Source organism: Yinghuangia sp. YIM S10712 (assembly GCF_051388935.1).
Classification (GTDB): domain Bacteria; phylum Actinomycetota; class Actinomycetes; order Streptomycetales; family Streptomycetaceae; genus Yinghuangia.
The window spans coordinates 28,926-53,258 of sequence record NZ_JBPKBI010000003.1; the positions used below are offsets into that span (position 1 = coordinate 28,926).

The 24,333-nt window shown below is 70.8% G+C and carries 23 protein-coding genes; 13 read left to right on the forward strand and 10 right to left on the reverse strand.

Features of this window, described 5'->3' with window-relative positions:
* A partial coding sequence (locus ACRX5W_RS09460; RefSeq protein ID WP_436787560.1) for a DUF6542 domain-containing protein occupies window positions 1–951 on the forward strand: 951 nt, incomplete at its 5' end.
* 30 nt (window positions 952–981) lie between these two features.
* Here ACRX5W_RS09460 and ACRX5W_RS09465 read toward each other — a convergent pair.
* Complete coding sequence (locus ACRX5W_RS09465; RefSeq protein WP_436787561.1) at window positions 982–1,965, reverse strand: 4-hydroxy-3-methylbut-2-enyl diphosphate reductase; 984 nt, start codon at window positions 1,963–1,965, stop codon at window positions 982–984.
* Window positions 1,966–2,048: 83 nt separating this feature from the next.
* Here ACRX5W_RS09465 and xseA point away from each other — a divergent pair, with 83 nt between their 5' ends.
* Window positions 2,049–3,260: an exodeoxyribonuclease VII large subunit gene (xseA, locus tag ACRX5W_RS09470; RefSeq protein ID WP_436787562.1), complete on the forward strand. Its 1,212-nt coding sequence runs from the start codon at window positions 2,049–2,051 to the stop codon at window positions 3,258–3,260.
* A gap of 68 nt (window positions 3,261–3,328) precedes the next feature.
* On the opposite strand, the gene ACRX5W_RS09475 is transcribed toward xseA, so the two are convergent.
* From ACRX5W_RS09475 to ACRX5W_RS09485, 3 genes are all read right to left on the reverse strand, one after another.
* Window positions 3,329–3,565 (reverse strand): hypothetical protein, encoded by a 237-nt coding sequence (locus tag ACRX5W_RS09475; protein ID WP_436787563.1) that lies wholly within the window; start codon window positions 3,563–3,565, stop codon window positions 3,329–3,331.
* 256 nt (window positions 3,566–3,821) lie between these two features.
* Entirely contained in the window at window positions 3,822–5,129 is a 1,308-nt protein-coding gene (locus ACRX5W_RS09480) for an RNA-guided endonuclease InsQ/TnpB family protein (protein WP_436787564.1), read from the reverse strand.
* Between the two features lie 175 nt (window positions 5,130–5,304).
* Window positions 5,305–6,060, reverse strand: a complete 756-nt coding sequence (locus tag ACRX5W_RS09485; protein WP_436787565.1) for a hypothetical protein — start codon at window positions 6,058–6,060, stop codon at window positions 5,305–5,307.
* A gap of 242 nt (window positions 6,061–6,302) precedes the next feature.
* Between ACRX5W_RS09485 and ACRX5W_RS09490 the strand changes: the two genes are divergently transcribed.
* From ACRX5W_RS09490 to ACRX5W_RS09505, 4 genes are all read left to right on the forward strand, one after another.
* Window positions 6,303–7,184 carry a helix-turn-helix domain-containing protein gene (locus tag ACRX5W_RS09490; RefSeq protein ID WP_436787566.1) on the forward strand — a complete coding sequence of 294 codons (882 nt, stop codon included), beginning with the start codon at window positions 6,303–6,305 and terminating at the stop codon, window positions 7,182–7,184.
* Between the two features lie 2 nt (window positions 7,185–7,186).
* Entirely contained in the window at window positions 7,187–7,381 is a 195-nt protein-coding gene (locus tag ACRX5W_RS09495) for a DUF397 domain-containing protein (protein ID WP_436787567.1), read from the forward strand.
* A gap of 171 nt (window positions 7,382–7,552) precedes the next feature.
* On the forward strand, window positions 7,553–10,327 hold the full coding sequence (locus ACRX5W_RS09500) for an immune inhibitor A domain-containing protein (RefSeq protein ID WP_436787568.1): 2,775 nt from the start codon (window positions 7,553–7,555) through the stop codon (window positions 10,325–10,327).
* Between the two features lie 20 nt (window positions 10,328–10,347).
* On the forward strand, window positions 10,348–10,581 hold the full coding sequence (locus tag ACRX5W_RS09505) for an exodeoxyribonuclease VII small subunit (RefSeq protein ID WP_436787569.1): 234 nt from the start codon (window positions 10,348–10,350) through the stop codon (window positions 10,579–10,581).
* 66 nt (window positions 10,582–10,647) lie between these two features.
* On the opposite strand, the gene ACRX5W_RS09510 is transcribed toward ACRX5W_RS09505, so the two are convergent.
* From ACRX5W_RS09510 to ACRX5W_RS09520, 3 genes are all read right to left on the reverse strand, one after another.
* Window positions 10,648–10,812: a hypothetical protein gene (locus tag ACRX5W_RS09510; RefSeq protein WP_436787570.1), complete on the reverse strand. Its 165-nt coding sequence runs from the start codon at window positions 10,810–10,812 to the stop codon at window positions 10,648–10,650.
* Window positions 10,813–10,856: 44 nt separating this feature from the next.
* The gene (locus ACRX5W_RS09515) at window positions 10,857–11,363 is read right to left on the reverse strand and encodes a GNAT family N-acetyltransferase (RefSeq protein ID WP_436787571.1); all 507 of its coding nucleotides are present in this window, start codon (window positions 11,361–11,363) and stop codon (window positions 10,857–10,859) included.
* Between the two features lie 282 nt (window positions 11,364–11,645).
* A complete protein-coding gene (locus tag ACRX5W_RS09520) occupies window positions 11,646–12,212 on the reverse strand; it encodes a DUF4245 domain-containing protein (protein WP_436787572.1) in 567 nt (188 codons plus the stop codon).
* A 121-nt stretch (window positions 12,213–12,333) separates the two neighbouring features.
* Here ACRX5W_RS09520 and ACRX5W_RS09525 point away from each other — a divergent pair, with 121 nt between their 5' ends.
* From ACRX5W_RS09525 to ACRX5W_RS09550, 6 genes are all read left to right on the forward strand, one after another.
* Window positions 12,334–12,735, forward strand: coding sequence for a TOBE domain-containing protein (locus ACRX5W_RS09525; RefSeq protein ID WP_436787573.1), 402 nt, complete (start codon window positions 12,334–12,336; stop codon window positions 12,733–12,735).
* A complete protein-coding gene (modA, locus tag ACRX5W_RS09530; RefSeq protein ID WP_436787574.1) occupies window positions 12,732–13,544 on the forward strand; it encodes a molybdate ABC transporter substrate-binding protein in 813 nt (270 codons plus the stop codon). Before ACRX5W_RS09525 ends, modA begins: the two co-directional genes overlap by 4 nt.
* Window positions 13,545–13,564: 20 nt before the next feature.
* A complete protein-coding gene (locus tag ACRX5W_RS09535) occupies window positions 13,565–14,464 on the forward strand; it encodes an ABC transporter permease (RefSeq protein ID WP_436787575.1) in 900 nt (299 codons plus the stop codon).
* Window positions 14,461–15,495 carry an ABC transporter ATP-binding protein gene (locus tag ACRX5W_RS09540; RefSeq protein WP_436787576.1) on the forward strand — a complete coding sequence of 345 codons (1,035 nt, stop codon included), beginning with the start codon at window positions 14,461–14,463 and terminating at the stop codon, window positions 15,493–15,495. Before ACRX5W_RS09535 ends, ACRX5W_RS09540 begins: the two co-directional genes overlap by 4 nt.
* 288 nt (window positions 15,496–15,783) lie before the next feature.
* Window positions 15,784–16,815 (forward strand): class II fructose-bisphosphatase, encoded by a 1,032-nt coding sequence (glpX, locus tag ACRX5W_RS09545; RefSeq protein ID WP_436787577.1) that lies wholly within the window; start codon window positions 15,784–15,786, stop codon window positions 16,813–16,815.
* A gap of 274 nt (window positions 16,816–17,089) precedes the next feature.
* Window positions 17,090–19,168, forward strand: coding sequence for an MFS transporter (locus ACRX5W_RS09550; protein ID WP_436787578.1), 2,079 nt, complete (start codon window positions 17,090–17,092; stop codon window positions 19,166–19,168).
* Window positions 19,169–19,366: 198 nt separating this feature from the next.
* Here the strand turns inward: ACRX5W_RS09550 and ACRX5W_RS09555 are convergent, their stop codons facing one another.
* The 3 genes from ACRX5W_RS09555 to ACRX5W_RS09565 all read right to left on the reverse strand — a co-directional run bounded on the left by ACRX5W_RS09555 (window position 19,367) and on the right by ACRX5W_RS09565 (window position 22,383).
* Window positions 19,367–19,714: a WhiB family transcriptional regulator gene (locus tag ACRX5W_RS09555; RefSeq protein WP_436787579.1), complete on the reverse strand. Its 348-nt coding sequence runs from the start codon at window positions 19,712–19,714 to the stop codon at window positions 19,367–19,369.
* A 408-nt stretch (window positions 19,715–20,122) separates the two neighbouring features.
* Window positions 20,123–20,908, reverse strand: coding sequence for a DUF1707 SHOCT-like domain-containing protein (locus ACRX5W_RS09560; RefSeq protein WP_436787580.1), 786 nt, complete (start codon window positions 20,906–20,908; stop codon window positions 20,123–20,125).
* A gap of 68 nt (window positions 20,909–20,976) precedes the next feature.
* Window positions 20,977–22,383 carry a PLP-dependent aminotransferase family protein gene (locus ACRX5W_RS09565; RefSeq protein WP_436787581.1) on the reverse strand — a complete coding sequence of 469 codons (1,407 nt, stop codon included), beginning with the start codon at window positions 22,381–22,383 and terminating at the stop codon, window positions 20,977–20,979.
* A gap of 237 nt (window positions 22,384–22,620) precedes the next feature.
* On the opposite strand from ACRX5W_RS09565, the gene ACRX5W_RS09570 reads away from it, so the two are divergent.
* On the forward strand, window positions 22,621–24,291 hold the full coding sequence (locus tag ACRX5W_RS09570; protein ID WP_436787582.1) for a fumarate hydratase: 1,671 nt from the start codon (window positions 22,621–22,623) through the stop codon (window positions 24,289–24,291).
* Window positions 24,292–24,333: the final 42 nt, after the last annotated feature.

Below are 24,333 nucleotides of genomic sequence, written 5' to 3' on the forward strand. Positions count from 1 at the left end.
CCCGTCCCGTCACCGAAGCGGGCTGAACCGGTGCGCCGCCGCCGACAGCCGCCCGGCGCCCCGCGCCCCGCGCCGCCGCGCACGCCGCCCGCCACCGACCCCCGCGTGGCCGGGCCGCCGCCGCAGCCGCACCTGCCGCCGCCCGCACCGCCGCGCTTCCCGCCGGCGCCCGCACCCGCGCCGGCCGAGTCCGAGGTGCGCGGGGCGACCGTCCCGCCCGCCGCAACCGCGCGCACGACGGCCCCTGACCTTCATCCGCCCGCGGCGCCGTCGGTCGGCGGGGGGCCGACACCGCGGCCGAGACAGGCCGGCGGACCGGTCGCCTCCCCCGGCCGGACGGCCGCAGGTCCACCTGACGCGGGGAGAGACCGCGTACGCCGTCCCGCTCCGTCGCGGCGGCCCGTCGCCGCAACCGGGCTGACCGCGCCCGGAGCGCTCGTCCTCGCGTCCGGCGCCACTCTGCTGGGCGGGCTGCTGGACGAAATGTTCACCGACACGCTCGGTCTGCTGTTCGCGACGGTTTTCCTGGTCTCGAGCGCGCTGGTCGCAGCGAAGACGCGGATCCGCGATCTGACCGCGGCGTTCTTCGCACCTCCGGTCGCCTTCGCGCTGACGGTTCTGGTGCTCAGCGTGGTGTTCCCGAGCGACAACGCCGAGAGCTTCCTCGTCCGCACCTTCCTCGACATCTTCACCGCCCTGGCCTTCAAGGCCGGCCTGCTGTGGGGCGGCACGACGGTCGCCGCGGTGATCGTGCTGGTACGCCGCCGCGCCGACCGCGAAGCGACCCGCCGCCGCACCGCCCGCGAGGCGCGCGCGTCCCGGGGTGAGGCCCGGGACCCGCGTGCGGGACAGCCGGTGGACCGTGATCGCGCGTGGAGCGGCCGGGTCGCTCCCGGCCTGCACAATCCGCGCGAGTCGCGCGACGTCCGCGAAGCGCCGCGCGAGCACTGACGCCCGGGCGCCGACCGAAGCCCGTCCGGCTCAGGCCGGCCGGCCCGCGGCCTTCAGATCGCGGCGCAGCTCCTGCGGCAGCGAGAAGGCGAGCTTCTCCTCCGTGGCCGTGTGCACGCGCACATCGTCGAATCCGCGCTCCGCGAGCCAATCCAAAACGCCGTCGACCAGGACCTCGGGCACCGAGGCTCCGCTGGTCACGCCGACCGTGCGCACACCCTCCAGCCAGGCCTCGTCGATCTCGCCGGCGTGGTCCACCAAGTACGACGCGCTCGCGCCGGCCTCAAGGCCGACCTCGACCAGCCGCACCGAGTTCGACGAGTTCTTCGACCCGACCACGATGATGAGGTCGGCTTCCGCCGCGATCTGCTTGACGGCGGTCTGGCGGTTCTGCGTCGCGTAGCAGATGTCGTCGCTGGGCGGGCTCTCCAGCAGCGGGAACTTCTCCTTGAGCGCGCCGACGGTGGCCATGGCCTCGTCGACCGACAACGTGGTCTGTGAGAGCCACACCACCTTCGATGGGTTCTCCACCTCGACGTCGGGGACACTGCCCGGCCCGTCGACGAGCGTGATGCTCTCGGGCGCCTCGCCCATCGTGCCGACGACCTCCTCGTGGCCCTCGTGGCCGATGAGGAGGATGTTGTAGCCGTCCTCGGCGTAGCGCACGGCTTCCTTGTGCACCTTGGTGACCAGCGGGCACGTCGCGTCGATGGTCTTGAGCCGGCGCTCGGCGGCCTGCTCGTGGACGACCGGGGCGACGCCGTGCGCCGAGAAGATCACCGTGGCGCCCTCGGGCACTTCGTACGCCTCGTCGACGAAGACCGCGCCGCGCTTGCGGAGCGTCTCGACGACGTGTTTGTTGTGCACGATCTCGTGGCGGACGTAGACCGGGGCCCCGTACAGCTCAAGGGCCTTCTCGACGGTGACGATGGCTCGGTCCACGCCCGCGCAGTAACCCCGGGGGGCGGCGAGCAGGACGCGGCGGGCGTGCGGGGCAGCGGCGGCCTCAGTCATGGTGTCCATGGTACGGGCGCCTCCCGGCTGCGGTTCCGACCTCGCCCATCCGAACTGTCGGCCCCGGCCCGTAATGTGGCGGCATGGCGCTGACAACCTCTGCGGAATCCCCCGTCCCGGTCTCGGAGATCTCGCGCCTCATCGGCGGGTGGATCGACCGCCTCGGCGCGGTCTGGGTGGAGGGCCAGATCACCCAGCTCAGCCGCCGCCCGGGGGCCGGCGTGGTGTTCCTGACGCTGCGTGACCCGTCGGTGGACGTCTCGATCTCGGTCACCTGTTACCGGCGGGTCTTCGACGCCGTCGCCGACGTGGTGTCCGAGGGCGCGCGGGTGGTCGTGCAGGCGAAACCGGAGTGGTACGCCCCGCGCGGCACGCTCTCGTTGCGTGCCGCCGAGATCCGGCCGGTCGGCATCGGGGAGTTGCTGGCCCGTCTGGAGAATTTGAGGCGGGCGCTGGCCGGCGAGGGGCTGTTCGACCCGCGCCACAAGACGCCGCTGCCTTTCCTGCCGCACCGAATCGGCCTGGTGTGCGGGCGCGCGAGCGCGGCGGAGCGCGACGTTTTGGAGAACGCGCGGCGGCGGTGGCCGGCCGTGCAGTTCGAGGTGCGGAACGTCGCGGTGCAGGGCGTGCACGCGGTGCCGCAGGTGATCGCGGCGGTCGAGGAGCTCGATGCGGATCCATCGGTCGACGTCATTGTCATCGCGCGCGGCGGCGGCAGCGTCGAGGATCTGCTGCCCTTCTCCGACGAGGCGCTGATCCGGGCGGTGTTCCGGTGCACGACACCGGTCGTGAGCGCGATCGGGCACGAACCGGACTCGCCGCTGCTCGACCTGGTCGCCGACCTGCGCGCGTCGACGCCGACCGACGCCGCGAAGAAGATGGTCCCCGATGTCGGCGAGGAGCAGACCCGCGTACGCCAACTCCGCGACCGCGCACGGCACACCATGGCGATGAGGATCGAACGCGAGGAGCACGGCCTGGCGTCGGTGCGCAGCCGTCCGGTGCTCGCGGACCCGTACCGCGTGGTGGAGGTCCGCGAAGACGAGATCGCCGCCCTGCTCGACCGCTCGCGGCGCACGCTGCGCCACTGCCTCGACCACGCGGCGACGGACCTTGAGCACACGCGTGCCCGCGTCGTCGCCCTCTCCCCGGCCGCGACGCTGGAGCGCGGCTACGCGGTCCTCCAGAAGGGCAACGGCCAGGCTGTGCGCCGTCCCGACGAGGTGGCGACCGGCGAGAAACTGACGGCCCGCGTCGCGGCGGGGCGGATGACGGTGGTCGTCGCCGACAACTGACCGACCGCGCAAGTTACTTGATGGGGGCGCGGGCTAAGCCGATCGCCCCCACAGCCCTGGGAGACAACTCATCGGGAGGCCATCGAATGCCCCGGTGAACCGAACCACACCTCCTGACGCGCGAGTTCGCCGTCCGGGGTGATGCGCAGACCGAAGCCTTCCGCCTGCGGTCGGTCGTGATCGTGCCACCAGCGCACCGCTCGGACGAAGTCCTCCGCGAGCCGGCCGTCGCCCGCGACGGTGGTCGGGACGTTCCGTCCGAACCCCAGCGACGCGAACTTCCCCGGGCGCTCCAGCCAGACCACGCATCCGTCGTGGTCGTCGGCGTGCCCGGAGACCCAGAGCCTGGTTTCGGGCAGCAGCAGACCAGCACGAATCGTTCGGCGTCGGTGACTGCGTGGTCGATCTCCCGCCAGGTGACCGGGAGTTCCGCTTCGTCGGCGACTCCGGTGTCCGGCCACTCGGCCAAGGGAGTCGGCCGCTGTGACCGCGCCTCCTTGACTTCCTCCCCATCGTGAACGAGGGGGATTCCCCTCGGCCTCGCGGCCGAGCCGCCGCGCGTCAGCGCGGCGGTTGGGACGTTTCCTGCTTCAGCGACGACCGCCCCGTCCGGGAGGACTCCCGTTGAGGTCTCACACCGTCTCCACAGGCGGCAACCGCCAGCCCGGCGGCCAGAATGTTGTTCGCGGCGTTCACGTCGCGGTCATGGACCACGCCGCATCCGCACGTCCACGCGCGGACGTCCAGCGGCAGCCTCCCCCGCACGGTTCCGCACGCCCCGCACAACCGGGAACTGGGGANGTTCACGTCGCGGTCGTGGACCACGCCGCATCCGCACGTCCACGCGCGGACGTCCAGCGGCAGCCTCCCCCGCACGGTTCCGCACGCCCCGCACAACCGGGAACTGGGGAACCAGCGGTCGACCACGACGAGTTCGCGCCCGTACCAAGCGCACTTATACTCCAGCATCATCCGCATGTCCCGCCACGCCGCGTCCGAGATCGCGCGGGCGAGCCCGCGGTTTTTGAGCATGTTGCGGACGGTCAGGTCCTCGATCACGACCACTTGGTTCTCATGGACGAGTCGAGTAGTGAGCTTGTGCAGGAAGTCCCGCCGCCGGTCCGTGATCCGCGCGTGGACGCGGGCGACCTTCACGCGGGCTTTCGCGCGGTTGTTGGAGCCCTTCGCTTTCCGGGACAGCTCCCGCTGCGCCTTGGCGAGGCGGGCACGGTCGCGTCGCTCGTGCTTCGGGTTGGCGATCTTCTCCCCGGTCGAGAGCGTCACCAGCGACGTGACGCCCGCGTCCACACCGACCGCGTTCGTGGTGGCCGGGGCAGGCACGATGGTGTCGTCGCACAGCAGCGACACGAACCAGCGCCCGGCCGGATCGCGGGACACCGTCACGGTGGTGGGCGTCACCTCGTCGGGCAGCGGACGCGACCAGCGGATGTCCAACGGCCCGGACATCTTCGCCAACGTCAGCTTCCCGTCGCGCCACGTGAACGCGGAGCGGGTGTACTCCGCCGACGCACGGGACCTCTTCCGCGACTTGAACCGCGGATACCCCGCCCGCCGCGCGAAGAAGTTGCCGAACGCCGTCTGCAGGTGCCGCAGCGCCTGCTGGAGCGGAACGCTCGACACCTCGCCGAGGAACGCGAGTTCACCGCTCTTCTTCCACGCGGTCAGCGCGGCCGACGACTCCACGTACGAGACACGGCGCTGCTCGCCGAACCAAGCCCGGGTGCGCTCCTCCAGGGCCTTGTTGTAGACGAGACGGACACAGCCGAACGTACGCGACAGCTCCGCCGCCTGCTCATCCGTGGGGTAGAAGCGGTACCGATACGCCCGCTTGACCGACAAATGCCCCATACCTCACAGACTATCAGCATCCGCGTGAGTCACGGGCGTTCGCCTTTCACTGTGCTGAACACCGAACCGCTCGGGGGCGGTTCCGCTGCCCCTGCCCTGCTCCGCAGGGGCGTCAGGTGCTCTTGGCGGTGAACGAGGGTAGCGGTTGATCGCTTTGCGATTGACCGTCATGCGTTCATATACGTCTTCCGTGAACCCATCGGCCGTCGACGGCCGGGCGGAGGGATTGGGGGCCGTAGTCCGCCGGGCCGGTGCGGAACTCGCCTGCTTCGGCGGCATTTTGCGTCCAGGTCTGGCGTAATGCGGTGCGGGCGTTCTCGCGGTCGCGTGGGGAGACGGCGGAGTGGCGTACGAGCCACCACGCGAGGCCGTAGGTGACCTCGCGGCGCTCGAAGTGGTGAAGCGCGATGGCGACCAGCGGCGATTCACGCATTCTGCCGCCGTAACCGGTGAACGACTCCTGCACGTGGAAACCGAAATCCTCGGCGTGGCAACGGCCTCGGTGCAGGGCGAGGGTCGCGTGTGCGGCGTCGGCGCCCCAGGCCACCAGCACGACTGGTGGACGCGGGCGGATGGTGACGGCCCGGAACTCCCTGGGGTACGACCCCATGTCGGGACGGACGAAGAGGCGGGAGACGTAGGGGCGTACGGGGCTCGGGGGCTGCGCGTCCTGTGTGCTGCCCTGCGAATCGTCGCCGGGTGTAGCAGCGTTCACGCCGCCGCCGGTCAATGCCCGTTCCTCCAGCCGCTCGGCGAGACGGTCGGCAAGCGCGGCGGGGACGGGGCCGATGCGCACGCCGGGCGACCCGTCGGCAAGCAATGTCGGTTGGACGCACGGAAGTTGGATGCCCGTCGCCTCGAATGCCGCAGCAAGCTTCTGCGCCGTGCGAGTGGCATCGGAGATCGGATGCCGAAACACGTCGGTGAACATGCCGAATACGCCTTCCCTTTGCCGCACCCGCCTCTGAGTGGACGGGGTTTCCCTTAAGAGGAAACCGTGGCAGGGGGATGTGACCGACGGATACACTCGTGGCGGAAAATCGCTTCTTGCTTTTCCAGGCAACTGCCGTCGGGGGCAAGGATATTTCACAGCGAGATGAAACATTCTGCTGCGGCGCAGAACGTCACGCGCCACGGCAGAATGTGCGTCCACTCCTTGGGAGAGAGGTCCCGATGACGGCAGATATGGAATCCGCTCCTCCCGCGCTGTGCCGCCTCCAGCTCGGCACCGAACTGCGGCGACTGAGACTGGAATCGGGCCACAAGGCGGGGGCCGTGGCCAAGCGGCTGCTGTGGAGCCCGTCGAAGATCACCCGGCTGGAGAAGGGTGAGAACGCGATCGTGGAGTTAACGGATGTGATGGCGCTGTGTGCGGTGTACGGCGCGGACGCGGAGACGCGGTCGACGCTGGAGGGCTACGCGGTGGTCACGAAGACGCGGCGGGATTGGTGGCAGTCGCCGAAGTTCCGGCCGGTGATCCGGCCGAGCTTGAAGGCGTTCATCGGACAGGAGGCGACCGCTGAGCGGTTGCACACGTACCAACCGGAGTTCGTCCCAGGGCTGTTGCAGTGCGAGCCGTACGTGCGGGCCATCCACCAAGCGACGATCATGGGCTTGGACGAGGACGATATGGATCTGCTCGTCACGGTGCGGATGACGCGGCAGGAAGTGCTGCGTCGCCCCAATTCACCACTCAAACTGACCGCCGTCGTGAATGAAGCCGTATTGCGTCGCGAAGTCGGCGGTGCGGACGTCACGCGCCAGCAGCTCGGATACATGATCGACATGGCGAGGTTGCCAAACGTCAGGCTTCAAGTGGTGCCGTTCAAGGCCGGGCTGCACCCAGCGATGAACGGCCAGTTCACCATTTTGACCTTCCGCAACGATGCCGGACTCAAGCCACTGCTCTACATGGAGAAGCTTGCCGATGCCTGGGTCCTCCGAGAGGATCACACGGTAGCCAGGTACCACGATGCATTCGACGAGCTTCAGGCTGTCGCAGCCAGCCCGCGAGAATCGCTGCGCATGATCGACCAAGCCATCAAGGAGCTTTGACCATGACCCCCACGCCCCGGCCCGGCGACTGGTTCAAGTCCAGCCACAGCGACAACAGTGGCGGCGAGTGCGTTGAGGGGGCGCGTATCGGCACAAGCGCGATGGCCGTCCGCGACAGCAAGGACACCACACGCGGCAACCTCACCATCGCCACAACCTCGTGGTCCGCCCTGACCACAACCCTGAAGAACTCCTGAGCCGAAACCGCCGCCCCGGTCCGAGAGCCCCGTCACCCGGCAGGGCTCTGCCGTGGGTCCGCAAGGACCCGATGGGGTGATTCCGGGGCGCACGCTTGGCGTGCCGGCTGGTGGGCGATCCGGCGCAACCTAATGTCGGAAGCTTCGGGGTTCGTCGTCCCAGGAGCTGCCATGCGCCGTGTCGGTTTTCCGTTTCGTCGTCTGCTCGCGGTTTCGTGCCTGGGGGCGGCGTTGGTCGCCGGGGCCGGGCCTCTGCAACCGTCGCGGGCCGCCGCCGACTCCCCCGCCCGCTGGGTTCCCTCCGAGGCCGACCACTACGTCAACTATGTGGCTCCGCGCGAGAACCTGCCGCCTGATCCACATGCTGTGGACAACGCGAGACGATCCCGCATCGACGCCGCGGCGCGGCAAGCCCGGGAGTTGGACCGGAAGTTCGCAGGCGGCAATCCCCCGGCGGCACGCGGCCTCGCCGCGATCGAGGCGGAGGCGACCGCGACCGGCCGCAGCCCGCGGGAGATCCGCGCGGAACAGGAACGCCGCGCCGGGCGCGACGCCGACGCGCCGCACGAAGCCCAACTACTCACGCTCCTCGTCGAGTTCAACGACCAGGCGAACGACGACTTCTCCGGCTTCCGGCGTCCGACCAGCGTCGCCGACCCCACATGTGTGACCGAACCGCCGGGCACCGTCATGAACGGGCCGCTGCACAACCGGCTCCCCGACCCGGCCGGCACCGACGACAACAACTCGATGTGGGTGCCGGACTTCTCACCCGCCTACTACAACGCGCTGCTCTACTCCGAGACCGGCCTGACCGACCGGGTGCGCCCCGAGCTGACCGGCCCGGACGGCAGGCCCGGCGTGGACCTCACCGGTCTGACCATGCGCAACTTCTATTACGAGATGTCGAAGGGCGCGTACCGCGTCGGCGGTCAGGCCGTCGGTTGGGTGAAGGTGCCGCACTCCGAGGCCTGGTACGCCGCCGGCCACTGCGACGCCCCGCGCCAGGACAACAGCGGCCATCCCGGCAACCCGCGCGGCATGAGGCAGTTCGTCACCGACGCGGTCGACGCCCTGGCCGCGGCGCAGCCCCACTTCCCGTGGTCCGACTACGACCGCGAAGACCTCGGTGACGCCGACCACGACGGCGACCTGCGCGAACCCGACGGCGTGGTCGACCACTTGGTCCTTGTGCACGCCGGTCGCGACAAGTCGGCGGGCGGCGGCGCCGAGGGCACGTACGCGATCTGGGCGCACGCGGGCAACGTGCTGCGGGGCCACCAAGTACCCGGCACCGACCTCAAGGTGGCGAACTACATCGTGCAGCCGGAGGATTCCGGAGTGGGTGTCTTCGCCCATGAGTTCGGGCACGATCTCGGGCTGCCCGACCTGTACGACAACTTCAGCGGCGGCGAAACCGACGTCGATTTCTGGGACTTGATGGCGTCGGGGTCGCACAGCGGGCCCTTGTTCCAGTCGATGCCCGCGCACATGGGCGCATGGTCGAAGTACGTGCTCGGCTGGACCGAGCCGGAACGCATCGAGGTCGGCGACGCCCAGCGCGCGCTGATTCTCGGCTCCGCCGCGAAACCCCTTGCCGGCACGCACGATTCCGTCCGCGTCGACCTCCCGGCCGAGACCGTCCGCATCGGTGCGCCGCACTCCGGCTCCGGCATGTGGTACTCCGGGCGCGACCAGGAGTGGGCGGACACCGCGATCGTCCGCGATGTCGCCGTACCGGCCGGTGCCCGCGATGCCGCGCTGTGGATGTGGAACGACTATGTGATCGAGGAGGACTGGGACTTCGGTTTTGTCGAGGTGTCCGCCGACAACGGCGCCACCTGGGCGCAACTGCCGGTGTTCGACGAGGCCGGCAGCCCGGTGACGACGCCGACCGACTACCCGGACCCGAACCGCAACCTGGCGGAGTTCCGCAAGACCAACGCCCTCACCGGCGACAGCGGCGGCTGGCGGCACGACCGCGTCGACCTCACCGCCTACGCGGGCCGCACGGTGCAGGTGCGGCTCGGCCTCATGACGGACGCCGCGTTCGCCGAACGGGGTTGGTTCGCCGACGACTTCGCGCTCGTCGTGGACGGCGCGACGGTGTGGTCCGACGACGTCGAGAACGGCGACGCGGGCTGGCGCACGATGCTCGGCACGTCCACGATCACGCGCGGCGAAGGCTGGTCGCGTACGTCCGGCTCGATGCAACGCGAGCAGTACTACCTGCTGGAGTGGCGCACGCCGACCGGCTTCGACGAGGGCCTGCGGTACGCGTACACGACTGTGCGCGGCGTCGGCGACGGGAAGGGCACGAAGGTGGCGCCCCTCCCCTACAACGTGCCGGGCCTGCTGGTGTGGCTGCGGGACGCCGAGTACCAGAGCAACGGCGTGCGGTTCGCGCTGGACGCCCCGCCGAGCCACGGGCCGAAGGGGTCGGTGCTGCTGGTCGACGCGCACGTGGATCCGCTGCGGTGGAGCGGCGAGGCGGGCGAGCACTACACGAGCACCCGCAACCCGCTGAAGAACCTGGAGAACCGCGCGCAGTCCTCGAACGCCGCCTTCTCACCCGACCCCACGGCTCCCTTCGAGGCGTGCCACACGCGGGGTGAGTGGTGCCAGGAGTTCCCGCCGCTCGCCGGGCAGCCGGCGTTCACGGACGAACGCGGCTGGGTCGCGGGCGTCGAATACCTCGACGGGAAGCCGGTCGACCGGCTCCGCGACGGCGGCACGGTGGTCCCGGCCCGCGAGCCGTACTCGACCCGGGTCGTCCTGCCGGACGGGACACCGGACACCGCGCATTACGGGGTGCCGTACGGCGGTTCCGTGCTGGGCACCGGCGACCCCGGCCCGGAGCGGGCGTACGGTGTCACCGCCCGGGTCGTGGGCGTCCTGGGCGCGGACCGCGGGGCGATTGTGCAGGTCGACCCGGCGCGTCGGTAGGGCCGCCTAGGCTGGTCGCCATGACCGAGAAGAATGCGGACGCGGACGCGGCGGGCTCCCCGGAGGAGTCGCTGGGGTATGAGCAGGCCCGCGACGAGCTTGTCGAGGTCGTCCGCAGGCTGGAGACCGGGGGGATCACGCTGGAGGAGTCCCTCGCGCTGTGGGAGCGCGGGGAGAAGCTGGCCGCGGTGTGTCAGCAGTGGCTCGACGGCGCGCGCGCCCGGCTCGACGCGGTGGTGAAAGAGCAGGAATAGCTTGATCGAGACGCACGGGAACCGGCGGTCGCGCCGGTTCCCGTGCGTCTCGGTGTCAACCGTCTGTCACCCGTCCGCCAGTGCGACGGCGATCGTCAGGCCGAGCATCACCACCGCGGCGAGTATGCCGAACACGACCCACCGCAGCCGGGGCAGCACCTCCCACCCTTCGCCCGGTCTGGTGTCGACCGGGCGCCACCGCCGCGCCGCACGGAGCACGTGACCGGTCACGGGACCGGTCACAGGGCCGGTCACAGGGCGACTCGCAGGACGCGTCACAGGGCGACCCACGCCGGCACATACGGTTGCCCGGCCGCGTTGGCCTCCGCCTTGGCAGTCAGCCAGGCGGGGTCGTAGCGCAGGTGGAGGTGCGGTTCGCTGTCGACGACCGACCGGCTGCCGAGGGCGGCGAAGCCGCGTTGTTCGAACCACGGCGCGCTGCGTACGAAAACGTCGGCGACGATCGGGCGGCCTTCCGCGAGGGTGACGGCGTGTTCGAGGAGAGTGGTGGCGTATCCCTTGCGGCGCTCCTTGGTCGCGGTGCACAGGCGGCTCAGGCGCAGGAATCCCGAGGAGTCCTCGGTCAAGCGCAGCGTTGCCACCGGTACGCCGTCGCGCTCGGCCCACACGTGCAAGGTGTCGGGTTCGATGTCGAGTCCGTCGGGTTCGTGGCGAGCCCGCTGGCGGGCGACCACGAAGACCTGGCTGCGCAGCGCGAGCAGGCGATACAGCCGCTCGGCGCTCAGCTCGGCGAGGCTTCCGCAGAAGTACGAGACATCCACTGCCGAAGGCTGACATTTGGATCAAGACATCCGGGCGACTCCGGGGTGAACTTCCGATGCCACCCCACCAAACCGTCGGAAGAAGGTGTTCCGCCACCCGCAACCTGGCAGGTGTCTGCGCTGGTCACACGCCTGCGCACATGATCGTCCGCACGGACGGGACGGACTCGACCGGCAGGTCGGACCGCGCGTATGGGACCGCTCGTGACGGACCGCTCGTACCGGAACGTTCGGCCGGGCCGTTCCGCCGGACCCCCGTACCGGGCCGATCCGCCGGACCGCTCAGGGGGCCGTTGTGGCGGCCGGGATCGGTCCCATGCCGGGCAGCGGGGTCGCGGGGCGGAGCGCTGCCGCGAGGGTGGCGAGGTCCTCGTAGGTCGCGGTGCCGGTGACCATGGTCGTCACACCGTTCTCGACGCGCACGAGCGAGCGGTATTTGGGGCCGTCGTACGACTTCCACTGCTCCCCGGCCACGTCGACGAAGCCGACGGGCCTGCCGTTCTTGCCCTTGTCCTTGACGAAGTCGTCCGGCGTCCCGTTGCCCTGCTCGACCGCCGCGTACTCGTCGGCCGGGTTGATGAACCCGATGTGCCACGTGGTCTCGTCCGGGTCGGTGCCGTCGAAGTAGGCGGAGGTCGGGCGCCAGCGTTCGGCCAGGCCCTCGGGGGCGAGCAGCGGGTACGGCGCGACCTGGCTCGCCTGCTGGAACTTCAGCGTGTAGTCGATCGGCTTGACCGGGTCCTGCTCGCTGTGCCGCCCGAAGAGCAGCAGCAGCACGACGACGATGCCGACGGCCCCGAGCGAGAACACCATGTCCCGGACGGTCTCCAGCCCACGCTTCTTTGCCACGGCACCATCGTCCCCCATGCCCCGGAATGCCCCCGCAGCGGGTGTGCTGCTACCGCATATGCAAGGTGAAAAGCGATTACCCCTTGCAGATGCGAGAGGATATTGCTGTAACGTCCCGCACATGCCTGTCTACCGCATGGGCCGGGTGGCCCAGCTTCTCGGGGTGAGCCCGGACACCGCACGCCGCTGGGCGGACTCCGGACGCCTGCCCACGTCCCGCGACGACCACGGTCACCGGGTCGTCGAGGGTGCCGCGCTCGCGGCGTTCGCGGTGTCGCTGGCCGAGGAGTCGGGCGCCGGGGTACCGGACAGCCCCCGGCCGACCTCGGCCCGCAATTCGTTCCCCGGCATCGTCACCAAGGTGATCCTGGGCGACGTCGCGGCGCAGGTGGAGATCCAGGCGGGGCCGCACCGGGTGGTCTCGCTGCTGACCCGCGAGGCCGTCGAGGAACTGGGCCTGGTGCCCGGTGTCGAGGCGGTCGCGTCGGTCAAGTCGACAAGCGTCACCGTGGAACTGCCATGACGATCGGGAACACCGAGGCGACTGCGGGGACATGGCGGCGTGCCGCCGCCCCGACGGCCGTCGCCGCCGCGCTCGCGCTGGTGTCGGCGGGATGCGGCGGCGGGGACGACGAGCCCGCGTCCGGCGCGTCTTCCGGGACGCGGCCCTCCACGATCACCGTGCTGGCCGCCGCCTCGCTGACCGGGGCGTTCAACGAGGCGTCCGAGGTCTATGCGAACAACCACAAGGACCAGACGGTCAAGTTCTCGTTCGCCGGCTCCCAGGAGCTCGCGGCGCAGGTCAGGCAGGGGGCCCCGGCGGACGTCATCGCCACCGCGGACACCAGGACCATGGACGGTCTGGCCGGCGAGGTCACCGATCCGCAGGTCTTCGCGAAGAACAAGCTGACGATCATCGTCGCGCCGGGCAACCCCGAGGGCATCACATCGCTCGCCGACCTGTCGCGCGGCGACCTGACCGTGGTGCTCGCCGGCCCGACCGTCCCGGTGGGGCGCTACGCTCGCGAGTCGCTGGCGAAGGCGGGGATCGAGGTCAGGCCGAAGTCGGAGGAGACCGACGTCAAGGCCATCGTGACGCGCGTGCGCATGGGCGAGGCGGACGCGGGGATTGTGTACACGACCGACGCCTCCGCCGCGGGTGACGACGTCGCGTCGGTGGAGATCCCGGAGCAGTTCAACGTGGTCGCGTCCTACCCTGTCGCGGTGATCAAGGACAGCGGCAAGCAGGGCCCGGCGAACGCGTTCGCGCGGTGGCTGCTGACCCCCGAGGCGCGGCAGGTCCTCGCGAAGTACGGTTTCGTGGCGCCATGACCGCTCCCCGGGATCATGGGATGGACAGTGCCGTGGAACGGCACTCCCTTGATCCCGGTCGCCCACGGACTCCGCGGCCGCGTGTTCCGCTCCTGCTGTGGGTTCCGGCGGTGGTCGGGCTCGCGTTCGTCGTCCTCCCGCTCGTCGGTCTGCTCGTGCGCGCGCCGTGGCAGTCGGTGCCGGAACGGCTGGGCGACCCGGCCGTACGCACCGCGCTGCGGCTGTCTCTCCAGTGCTCGTTCGGGGCGCTCGGCATCAGCCTGGTGCTCGGGGTGCCGCTCGCGTGGCTGCTTGCCCGTGTCGACTTCCCCGGCAAGTCCCTCGTCCGTGCGCTCGTGCTGCTGCCGCTCGTGCTGCCGCCCGTCGTCGGGGGTGTCGCGCTGCTGCTCGCGTTCGGCCGCAAGGGGCTGCTCGGGCCGTGGCTGGAGGCGATGGGCGTACGGCTCACCTTCTCCATGACAGGCGCGATGCTGGCCGGGGCGTTCGTCGCGCTGCCGTTCCTGGTGCTGTCGGTCGAGGGTGCCATCGCCGGCCTCGACCGCCGCTACGAGGAGACCGCAGCCACCCTGGGCGCCGGGCCGCTGCGGGTCTTCGCGACGGTCACACTGCCGCTCATCGCCCCCGGGCTGGCGGCCGGCGCGGCACTGGCGTGGGCGCGCGCGCTGGGCGAGTTCGGCGCCACGATCACGTTCGCCGGGAACCTGCCGGGCGAGACCCAGACCCTGCCGCTGGCGGTGTACCTGATGTTGCAGGACGATCCGGACACCGCCGTCGCGGTGAGCCTGCTGCTGCTCGTCGTCTCGGTCGTCGTGCTGGTGACGCTGCGCGGACGCTGGCTGTCCCCGGCGAAGGACACGCTGCGCGGGCGGCGTTCGGCGGCACGTTCGGCAGCGTCCGCCGAAACAGGGCAGACGTCATGACCCCCGCACTCGTGGCCCGCGCGGAAGGCCTCGTCACCGCCCGGCTCACCGTCGCCGCGGGCGAAGTCATCGCGGTGGTGGGGCCCAACGGCGCCGGCAAGTCGACGCTCCTGCGCGCGCTCGCGGGGCTGCCGGGCCCTGCGAGGGCCGCCGTGGCGATCGATGGCCGGGACGTCGGGGCGCTGCCCCCGCACCGGCGGCGCGTCGGGTATGTCCCGCAGGACGGCGCGCTGTTCCCGCACCTGACCGCGTCGCGCAACGTCGCCTACGGATTGCGCGGGCGCGGTCTGAGCCGCCGTCAGGCGCAGGACACCGCACGGGAATGGCTCGATCGGCTCGGCCTCTCCGAGCTTGCGGGCCGGCGCCCGGGCCAGATGTCCGGCGGCCAGCAGCAGCGTGTCGCCCTCGCCCGCGCGCTCGCCCCCGAACCGCGCCTGCTGTTGCTCGACGAGCCCTTGGCTGCGCTCGATGTCGAGACGCGTACGGCCGTGCGCCACACGTTGCGGCGCCACCTCGGGCCGTACGACGGCGCGTGCCTGCTGGTCACCCACGATCCCGTCGACGCGCTGAGCCTGGCCGACCGCATGCTGGTGATCGAGGCGGGCGCCGTCGTGCAGGACGCCCCGCCCGCGGAGGTGACACGCGCGCCCCGGTCCGCGTGGGTCGCGCGGATGCTGGGGCTGAACGCCTATGCGGGGCAAGGCGGGTCGGACGGCGTACGACTCGCGGACGGGCACCTGCTGGCCGGCGCCGACCCGGCGCCGCGCGGGCCCGTGCTGGTGACCGTGCACCCGGACCACGTCACCCTGCACCGCGAACGCCCCGAGGGCAGCGAGCGCAACGTCTGGCGCGGCGAGGTCGCCGAAGTCACGGGCACCGGCACGCGGTTGCGGGTGTCCGTGCACGGTACGGACGGTCCCGACGTGGTCGCCGAGGTCACCGCGTCCGCCGCCGCGGAGCTCGGCCTCGGCGAAGGGCTGCCGGTGTGGGTCGGAGTCAAGGCGACCGGTGTCGTGCTGACCGCGTTGTGACGTGAGCCACCTCGTACAGCCGTTCGGTTGCCATGCCATGCCCGCGAAAGCCGCAAAACCCCCGTACCGGCGCCCGGATTCGGCCCTACCTGCGCCGATACCGGTCCGTGCCGATAACATCGGGGCAATCCCGTTGGAATCTTCCGGGCCCGGTGCCGCGTCATCTTGGTGTCAGCAGCGTCGCCCGACAGCGCCGCCGCCCGCACCGGAGGGACGAGTACGGCCGCCGGGGATCAGGGCACCCTCAAGGTCCCGGATTCGATTCCCCGACAGGAAAGGCCCGCCACTATGACGGACCAGTCCGTACCGCCGCAGCTCGTCGTCGACCCCGAGGCTCCCGACCGGAACCTCGCCCTCGAACTCGTCCGCGTCACCGAGGCCGCCGCGATGGCCGCCGGCCGCTGGGTCGGCCGCGGTGACAAGAACGGCGCCGACGGCGCGGCGGTCAAGGCCATGCGCACGCTCATCGGCACGGTGTCGATGAACGGCGTCGTGGTGATCGGCGAAGGCGAGAAGGACGACGCGCCGATGCTGTTCAACGGGGAGCGGGTCGGCGACGGCTCCGGTCCCGAGTGCGACGTCGCGGTCGACCCGGTCGACGGCACGACGCTCACCGCGAAGGGCATGAACAACGCCGTCGCCGTCATGGCGGTCGCCGAGCGCGGCTCCATGTACGACCCGTCGGCGGTGTTCTACATGGAGAAGCTCGTCACCGGCCCCGAGGCCGCCGACGTGGTCGACCTGACCGTGTCCGTGGGCGAGAACATCCGCCGTGTCGCCAAGGCCAAGAACTCGACCCCCGAGGACGTCACGGTCTGCATCCTCGACCGGCCGCGCCACGAGTCGATCGTCAAGGAGATCCGCGAGTCGGGCGCGCGCATCAAGTTCATCACCGACGGCGACGTGGCCGGCGCGATCATGGCCGCGAAGGACGGCACGGGCGTCGACCTCCTCCTCGGCATCGGCGGTACGCCGGAGGGCATCATCGCCGCCGCGGCCATCAAGTGCATGGGCGGCGTGATCCAGGGCCGCCTGTGGCCCAAGGACGACGCGGAGCGCCAGAAGGCCATCGACGCCGGCCACGACCTCGACCGCGTGCTGCTGACCGACGACCTGGTCTCCGGCGACAACGTCTTCTTCGTCGCGACGGGCATCACCGACGGCGAACTGCTGCGCGGCGTGCGCTACCGCTCCAGCACGGCCCTGACGTCGTCGCTGGTCATGCGCTCCAAGAGCGGCACGATCCGCAACATCGACAGCCAGCACCGCCTGTCGAAGCTGCGCGCCTACAGCACGATCGACTTCGACCGCGCGCGGTAGCACGGAAGCGCGCCGCGGTCCCTGCGGCAGCAGGCCGCCGCAGCGCGCTCGGTGAAACTCCCCGATCCGGGGTGGGTGAAATGCCGCAAACGGCATTTCACCCACCCCGATCGCGTTCCGGACCTGCTGCTCACCACCCGCCCGCGCCCGGGCCCGTCGCGCCCACCCGGTGTGGGTTTCGCGCTTTCCCCCTTCAATCCGTTTTTCCGGGTATAGCTGACAGGTTGTCGGCGTGCGCGGTCGCCGGTCGGCCGCAGCGATCCTGGAGGAGCGGATGACCTCTCGTGGCAAGCCTGCGCGTTCCGGGAGCCCGACAGCCGGGGCGCGGGACGCGGAAGCGGCGCAGCCGCCGACGCAGGGGGCTGCCCAGGGTCAACGGCTCTGGCTGATCTTCACCGGTCTGATGCTCGGCATGCTGGTTGCCGCGCTGGACCAGACGATCGTGTCGACCGCGCTGCCGACGATCGTGGGCGACCTCGGCGGGCTCAACCACCTGTCGTGGGTGGTGACCGCGTACCTGCTCGCGTCGACGGTCAGCACCCCGCTGTGGGGCAAGCTCGGGGACCTGGTCGGGCGCAAGACGCTGTACCAGGCGTCGATCGTGATCTTCCTGATCGGCTCGGTGTTGTGCGGCATCGCGCAGAACATGCCGCAGCTCATCGCGTTCCGCGCGGTCCAGGGGCTCGGCGGCGGCGGGCTGATGGTGTTGTCGCAGGCGATCATCGGCGACGTCGTACCGCCCCGCGAACGCGGGCGCTACGCCGGATTGTTCGGCGCGGTCTTCGGCGTCACGAGCGTCGCGGGGCCGCTGCTCGGCGGGTTCTTCGTCGACAACCTGACGTGGCGCTGGGTCTTCTACATCAACCTGCCGATCGGTGTCCTCGCGCTGGTCGTCACCGCGTTCGCCCTGCACACGCACGACATCCGCAAGCGTCCGACGATCGACTACACGGGCATCGTGCTGCTCGCCGGGGCGACGACGTGTCTGGTGCTGCTCAGTACGTTCGGCGGCACGACGTACCCGTGGATGTCGGCGCAGATCTGGGGGCTCGGCATCGCCGCGGCGGTGCTGATCGCGTGTTTCATCGCGGTGGAGCGCAGGGCAGCCGAACCCGTGATGCCGCTGCGGTTGTTCGGGCAGCCGATCTTCCGCACGACGGCGGCCATCGGGTTCGTCGTGGGGTTCGCGATGATGGGGGCGCTGAGCTTCCTGCCGCTGTTCATGCAGGTCGTCAACGACGCGTCGCCGACCTCGTCGGGGCTGCGGCTGGTGCCGATGATGATCGGCCTGCTGGTGGCGTCGATCACCAGCGGCCAACTCATCACCCGATGGGGGCGCTACAAGATCTTCCCGGTCCTGGGCACCGCGGTGATGGCCGTCGGCATGTTCATGCTGTCGCGCATGGACGAGCACACGACCACGGCCGCGTCGTCGCTGTACATGCTGGTCTTCGGGCTCGGACTGGGCCTGGTCATGCAGGTCATCGTGCTCGCGGTGCAGAACTCCGTGGACTACCGGGATCTTGGTGTCGCCACATCGGGCGCGACGTTCTTCCGGTCGATCGGCGGATCGTTCGGCGCGGCGATCTTCGGGTCTGTCTTCAACGCGCAACTACGCGAGCAACTCGACAAGTTGGGGCCGACCGGGCTGCAACTGCCGCCCGGTGCGGACCCGGAGACCGTCGCGTCGAGCCCGGACGCGCTGCACCGGTTGCCGACCGCGACGCGCGACGGTTTCGTGCACGCGTACGCCCAGTCGTTGCAGACGGTGTTCATGATCGCGGCGCTGATCATCGTCGTGGCGTTCCTGCTCAGCCTGACGCTGAAGGAGATCCCGCTGCGCAAGTCCACCGAGACTCCCGACCCGTTCGAGACGTACCAGCCGACCGCGCGCAGTTCGGTCGAGGAGGTCGAGCACGCGATGGCGCGCCTGGTTCACCGCGAGAACGGCTGGAAGCGCTACGAACGCATGATCGAACGCGCGGGGTTGGACATCTCCGTGCCGTGCGCCTTCGGGCTCGTGCAGCTCGGTCGGTACGAGCCGGTCACCGACGGCGCGCTCGCGCAGAAGATCCACGAACCGGTCGCGTCCGTACGCAAGTACGCGGACCAGCTGATCGTCGCGGGGCACGCGAGTGTCGACTCCGAACAACGGATGTCGCTCACCGCATCGGGCAAAGCCGTCGTCGAACGCCTGGTCGACGCGCGGCGCGAACTGCTCGCCGAGGTGATGGCGGACCTGTCACCGGAACAGCACGCCGAACTCACCGAACTGCTGGGCAGGTTGGCGAGGTTGACGACGGACACCCCGCACGATCGGCTGGTGCAGGAAGGTACGAGGCGGGGCGCGTGACGAAGGGTGACGCCGTCGGCGGATGCCGGTCGCAGGTCGGTGCGGTGTTCGCCGGGCAGTCGGTCGGCGGTGGCGCGGTCGGCTGGGTCGGTCGGCGGTGGGTCGGTCGGCGGGCAGCGGCGGTGGTCGGCATTCTGCGGCGGGCGGTCGGGAGCCGGGGTCCCGAGCCCGGTTCGGTTCGCGGCGGACGGCCGTCGGTCAGCGGCCGGATACGCGGCGGGTGCCGCGGCGGCGCAGCCGCAGGGCGATCGCGCGGCGCTCCTCGGGGGTCAGGCCACCACGCACTCCGGTGGTCTCGGGGGCGGGGCCTGCGTCGGCCAGCGCCGCGGCCCGGCATTCGAGCAGGACCGCGCAGCGGGCGCATATGCGCTTGGCGTCCTCCTCCCGGGCGATGCGCACGACGGCGGGTTCCTCGGGCTTGCCGAGGAACAGGCGGAGGTCCTCCACGCGACAGGCGCCTGTCGCGGGCGGGATCCAGGTGGAGGCGGGCTTGTCGAGTTCGGCGATGTCGTGCGCGGAAGAAGGCAGATCGCTCGGGTGGGGCACGTTTGTCTCCTCGCGGACTAGGCGGGTCGTACGTCCCACAGACGGGCCTACCCGACCAAATCCCGGTGCATGCCCCCGTGCAAGACAACTGACGGGAAAGCAACACCCGGGAAACATCCGGGAAATGGCCCGATTAAGTCTTCTGTCTCACCGGGCAATCATCGCGCGTCCCAGGCCTGTCGGCAACGCTCCGCAGCCGATTGGCCACGCTCCACCGACGCCGACGGCACGGCGGGAAGTCGGCGGCACACGTCGATCTCGCCTCGGTTCGGGGGGATGCCGATGGCGGCACTGATGATCGACGGGATTGCGGCGGCACCGGGCCGTGTCCGAAGTTCTGTCCGCTGACGCGGCGTCTATGCCCGCGAGGTTGTGCTTGATGCGATGTGTTTGCGTCCTGACGAGTCGTCAGTCGTCGCGCGACTTCTTGGGTTTCTTCCGCCGGACGTCGACGCCGCCGAACACCGCGGCGCCGCGTACGACGACCACGGGGGCGCCGGGGTCGTCCGCGACGTGCTGATGCACGGAGAAGCCGCCGAAGATGCCCGCGCCGTGGCCGCGTACGGTGACTCCCTCCGGCACCCGCACGTCGATGCCGCCGAAGATGGTCACCGCGTCGACGACCAACACCGGCTCGTCGAACGTCGCCTCCGACAGGTCGATCTCGACCCCGCCGAACACCGCCGCGGCACGCAGGCGCCGCCCGATGCGGCCCGGCCCCTTGCGCTCCGCGCCGCCGAACACCGCCACCACGGACGGCGTCTCGGTCGGCGCCGCGCCCGGCGGCAGCGGCTCGTACACCGGGCGCGCGGCGGGCACCGTACCGGACGGCTTCGCCAGGTTCAGCCGTGCGCCGACCGGCAGGTCGAACGTCAGGGGCTCCAGCTCGCCCATCGTTTTCGCGGCGTACAACGCCTCGATCCGCTCGGTGTGCTCGTCGATCGTGAGGCGGCCCTCCTCGAAGGCGGTGCGCAGCACCTGCGCGACCCGGTCGCGGTCCGCGTCGGACGCCCGCATGTCGGCCGGCGAGACGGGCCCGGTGGGAATCCCGCCGACCGCGGCCGACCGGACCGGCTCGTCCGGGGTCCGCGGGACGTCGGGGACGCCGCGTACAACGGCCGCGTCCGACACATCGGGCACCCGTGACGGCCCGTCGGGCACCGGGTTCTCAGGGCTCTCCGCAGGCTGCTCCACGCAGACGACCATAGCCGCCCGCGACGCCCGACGGACCGGGCGCGAAGGGGATCCGCGGGCGACCCGCGTCAGGCGGCTTCCCGGCACGCCTCGGCGAGCAGGGCGACGGCCTCGCGCAGCCGCTCCTCGCCGAGCGACGCGTAGCCGAGCACCAGGGCCTGCGGCGCCCCGTGGGCCGACTCCCGCATAGGGCCGACCGGTTCGACGCGCACGCCGCGCGCGCCGGCGGCCTTGACCACCGACTCCTCGCGACAGCCGGGCGGCAGTTCGGCATACAGGTGCAGGCCCGCCCGGATGCCGTCGAGGCGCACCTCGGGCAGGAACTCCGCGAACGCCTCGGCCACCGCGTCGCGCCGCGACCGGTAGCGCAGCCGCATCGCGCGCAGGTGCCGGTCGTACCCGCCGCTCTCCAGCAGGCGGACGAACGCGAACTGGTTGATCACCGCCGACCCGAGGTCCGCGTACCGCTTGAGCTCGCGGACCTGCTCCAGCCACGTGTGCGGCACCACCGCCCAGCCGAGCCGCATGCCCGGTGCCAGGGCCTTGCTCGTCGAGCCGAGGTGCACGACGCGGTCCGGGTCGAGGCCTTGCAGGCAGCCGACCGGGTCGCGGTCGTAGCGGAACTCCGCGTCGTAGTCGTCCTCGATGACCAGCCCGTCGACGTCGCGCGCCCACGAGGTCAGCCGCGCCCGCCGCTCGGGCGACAACACCACACCGGTCGGGTACTGGTGGGCGGGGGTGACCAGCACGGCACGGGCGCCGGTACGCGCGAGCGCGTCGACGTCGAGGCCTTCGCCGTCGACGGGCACACCCACGATCGGCAGGCCGTTGCTGCGCAGCAGCCCGCGCTGGGTCGCGCTCGACGGGTCCTCGACGGCGAGCAGCGTGTGCCCGCGCGCCGCGAGTGCCTGGACGATCAGGGCGACACCCTGCGCGACGCCGCCGACGACGACGATGCGGTCCGGCGACGCGATCGCCGCGCGGACGCGGCCGAGGTAGGCGGCCAGCGCGGTGCGCAGTTCGGGCACGCCGCCCGGGTCGCCGTAGGAGAGGCGGCTGTGCGGCACGGTCGCGAGCGCGTGCCGCGTCGCGGCGAGCCACGCGCCCCTGGGGAACGCCGACATGTCGGAGGTTCCGGGCTTGAGGTCGTACGGCGGCGCGGCCTCGACGCCCTGGGCGTCGCGCGGTGCCTCGGACGGTGCCTCGGATGCGCCCGGTGCGTGCCGCTCAGGGATGTCGGCGACCCGCGTCCCGGATCCGTGACGGCTCGTCAGGTAGCCCTCGGCGACGAGCTGTTCGTACGCCTCGACGACCATTCCGCGCGAGACGCCCAAATCGGCCGCAAGGGTGCGGCTGGACGGGAGCCGGTCGCCGGGGGCCAGCCGTCCGGTGCGCACGGCGTCCCGCAGCCCGGCGGTGATCTGCGCTCCGACGTTTCCTTTGGCGCGGTCGATGCCGACGAGCAGGTCTCCCATGAAGTGGTTCCCTCCCTACGCGCCCAAGTGCTTCCGTCCGCCGAGCCACACGCGCCCCAACGTAACCCGCGGCACCGGTCGGGCGGCAGGGGCGGCCGGTCGGTGTGATATTCGCGGCATTTGTGGCGGCCTGTTCCCCCGCACGGTCGAGACAGGTGAGCCTGACCTCACAACCAATGGCCTCCCCTGGGCGTTCTACGCTGGAGGACGCCCTGTCTCCGCCGACCGAGGATGGCCATGCCCCCCGCCGACAGCAACGATTTCTCGTACACGGACCTGCTCCCGCTGGGAACGGACACGACGGAATACCGCCTGGTGACCGGCGAGGGTGTCTCGACGTTCGAGGCCGGCGGGCGCCGTTTCCTCCAGGTCGAGCCCGAGGCGATGACCCTGCTGGCCCGCGAGGCCATGCGCGACATCGCGCACCTGCTGCGGCCCGGCCACCTCGCCCAGGTCGCGAAGATCCTCGACGACCCGGAGGCCTCGCCCAACGACCGCTTCGTCGCGCTCGACCTGCTGAAGAACGCGAACATCGCGGCGGGCGGCGTCCTGCCCATGTGCCAGGACACCGGCACGGCGATCGTCATGGGCAAGCGCGGACAGCACGTGCTGACCGACGGCCGCGACGAGGAGCACCTGTCGCGGGGCATCCGCAACGCGTACACCGAGCTCAACCTGCGCTACTCGCAGATGGCCCCGCTGACGATGTGGGACGAGAAGAACACCGGCAACAACCTGCCGGCGCAGGTCGAGCTGTACGCGACGGCCGGTGACGCGTACAAGTTCCTGTTCATGGCCAAGGGCGGCGGCAGCGCCAACAAGTCGTACCTGTACCAGGAGACCAAGGCCATCCTGAACCCGGCCGCGATGCTGAAGTTCCTGGACGGCAAGATCCGCTCGCTCGGCACCGCCGCGTGCCCGCCGTACCACCTCGCGGTCGTCATCGGCGGCACGAGCGCCGAGTTCGCGCTCAAGACCGCGAAGTACGCCTCCGCGCGCTACCTCGACACGCTGCCCGGCACCGGCTCCCCGCTCGGCAACGGCTTCCGCGACCTCGAACTCGAAGCCGAGATCCTGAAGCTCACGCAGGACATGGGCATCGGCGCGCAGTTCGGCGGCAAGTACTTCTGCCACGACGTACGCGTGATCCGCCTGCCGCGCCACGGCGCCTCGCTGCCCGTCGCGATCGCCGTCTCGTGCAGCGCCGACCGCCAGGCCCTGGCCAAGATCACCGCCGAGGGCGTGTTCCTCGAAAAGCTCGAAACCGACCCCGCGAAGTACCTCCCGGACACGACGCACGAAGACCTCTCCGACGACGTCGTGCAGATCGACCTCAACCGCCCGATGAGCGAGATCCGCGCCGAACTGTCGAAGTACCCGGTCAAGACCCGGCTTTCGCTCACCGGCCCGGTCGTCGTCGCGCGCGACATCGCGCACGCCAAGATCAAGGAGCGCCTGGACGCCGGCGAGGAGATGCCGCAGTACCTCCGCGACCACGCCGTCTACTACGCGGGCCCCGCCAAGACCCCCGAGGGCTACGCCTCCGGCTCCTTCGGCCCGACCACGGCCGGACGCATGGACTCCTACGTCGAGCAATTCCAGGCCGCCGGCGGCTCCTTCGTCATGCTCGCCAAGGGCAACCGCTCCCAGCAGGTCACCGACGCCTGCGACAAGCACGGCGGCTTCTACCTGGGCTCCATCGGCGGCCCGGCCGCCCGCCTCGCCCAGGACTGCATCAAGTCCGTCGAGGTCATCGAATACCCCGAACTCGGCATGGAAGCCGTCTGGAAGATCGAGGTCGAAGACTTCCCCGCCTTCATCGTCGTCGACGACAAGGGCAACGACTTCTTCAACCAACTTGAGCCCACCCAAGCCCTGATCCGCGACATCCCGGTCCGCCAGAGCTGAACCGTTCGACACCCGTGTGGGGGGGGGGGGGGGGGGGGGGGG

Bases quoted from the DNA above. Each gene is read 5' to 3' on its own strand.
- ACRX5W_RS09490 (WP_436787566.1), top strand. From the start codon at position 6,303: ATGACGGCAGATATGGAATCCGCTCCTCCCGCGCTGTGCCGCCTCCAG.
- ACRX5W_RS09535 (WP_436787575.1), top strand. From the start codon at position 13,565: ATGGACAGTGCCGTGGAACGGCACTCCCTTGATCCCGGTCGCCCACGG.
- ACRX5W_RS09570 (WP_436787582.1), top strand. From the start codon at position 22,621: ATGCCCCCCGCCGACAGCAACGATTTCTCGTACACGGACCTGCTCCCG.
- ACRX5W_RS09485 (WP_436787565.1), bottom strand. From the start codon at position 6,060: ATGTTCACCGACGTGTTTCGGCATCCGATCTCCGATGCCACTCGCACG.
- xseA (WP_436787562.1), top strand. From the start codon at position 2,049: ATGGCGCTGACAACCTCTGCGGAATCCCCCGTCCCGGTCTCGGAGATC.
- ACRX5W_RS09565 (WP_436787581.1), bottom strand. From the start codon at position 22,383: ATGGGAGACCTGCTCGTCGGCATCGACCGCGCCAAAGGAAACGTCGGA.
- ACRX5W_RS09540 (WP_436787576.1), top strand. From the start codon at position 14,461: ATGACCCCCGCACTCGTGGCCCGCGCGGAAGGCCTCGTCACCGCCCGG.
- modA (WP_436787574.1), top strand. From the start codon at position 12,732: ATGACGATCGGGAACACCGAGGCGACTGCGGGGACATGGCGGCGTGCC.
- glpX (WP_436787577.1), top strand. From the start codon at position 15,784: ATGACGGACCAGTCCGTACCGCCGCAGCTCGTCGTCGACCCCGAGGCT.
- ACRX5W_RS09500 (WP_436787568.1), top strand. From the start codon at position 7,553: ATGCGCCGTGTCGGTTTTCCGTTTCGTCGTCTGCTCGCGGTTTCGTGC.
- ACRX5W_RS09505 (WP_436787569.1), top strand. From the start codon at position 10,348: ATGACCGAGAAGAATGCGGACGCGGACGCGGCGGGCTCCCCGGAGGAG.
- ACRX5W_RS09525 (WP_436787573.1), top strand. From the start codon at position 12,334: ATGCCTGTCTACCGCATGGGCCGGGTGGCCCAGCTTCTCGGGGTGAGC.
- ACRX5W_RS09495 (WP_436787567.1), top strand. From the start codon at position 7,187: ATGACCCCCACGCCCCGGCCCGGCGACTGGTTCAAGTCCAGCCACAGC.
- ACRX5W_RS09465 (WP_436787561.1), bottom strand. From the start codon at position 1,965: ATGACTGAGGCCGCCGCTGCCCCGCACGCCCGCCGCGTCCTGCTCGCC.
- ACRX5W_RS09550 (WP_436787578.1), top strand. From the start codon at position 17,090: ATGACCTCTCGTGGCAAGCCTGCGCGTTCCGGGAGCCCGACAGCCGGG.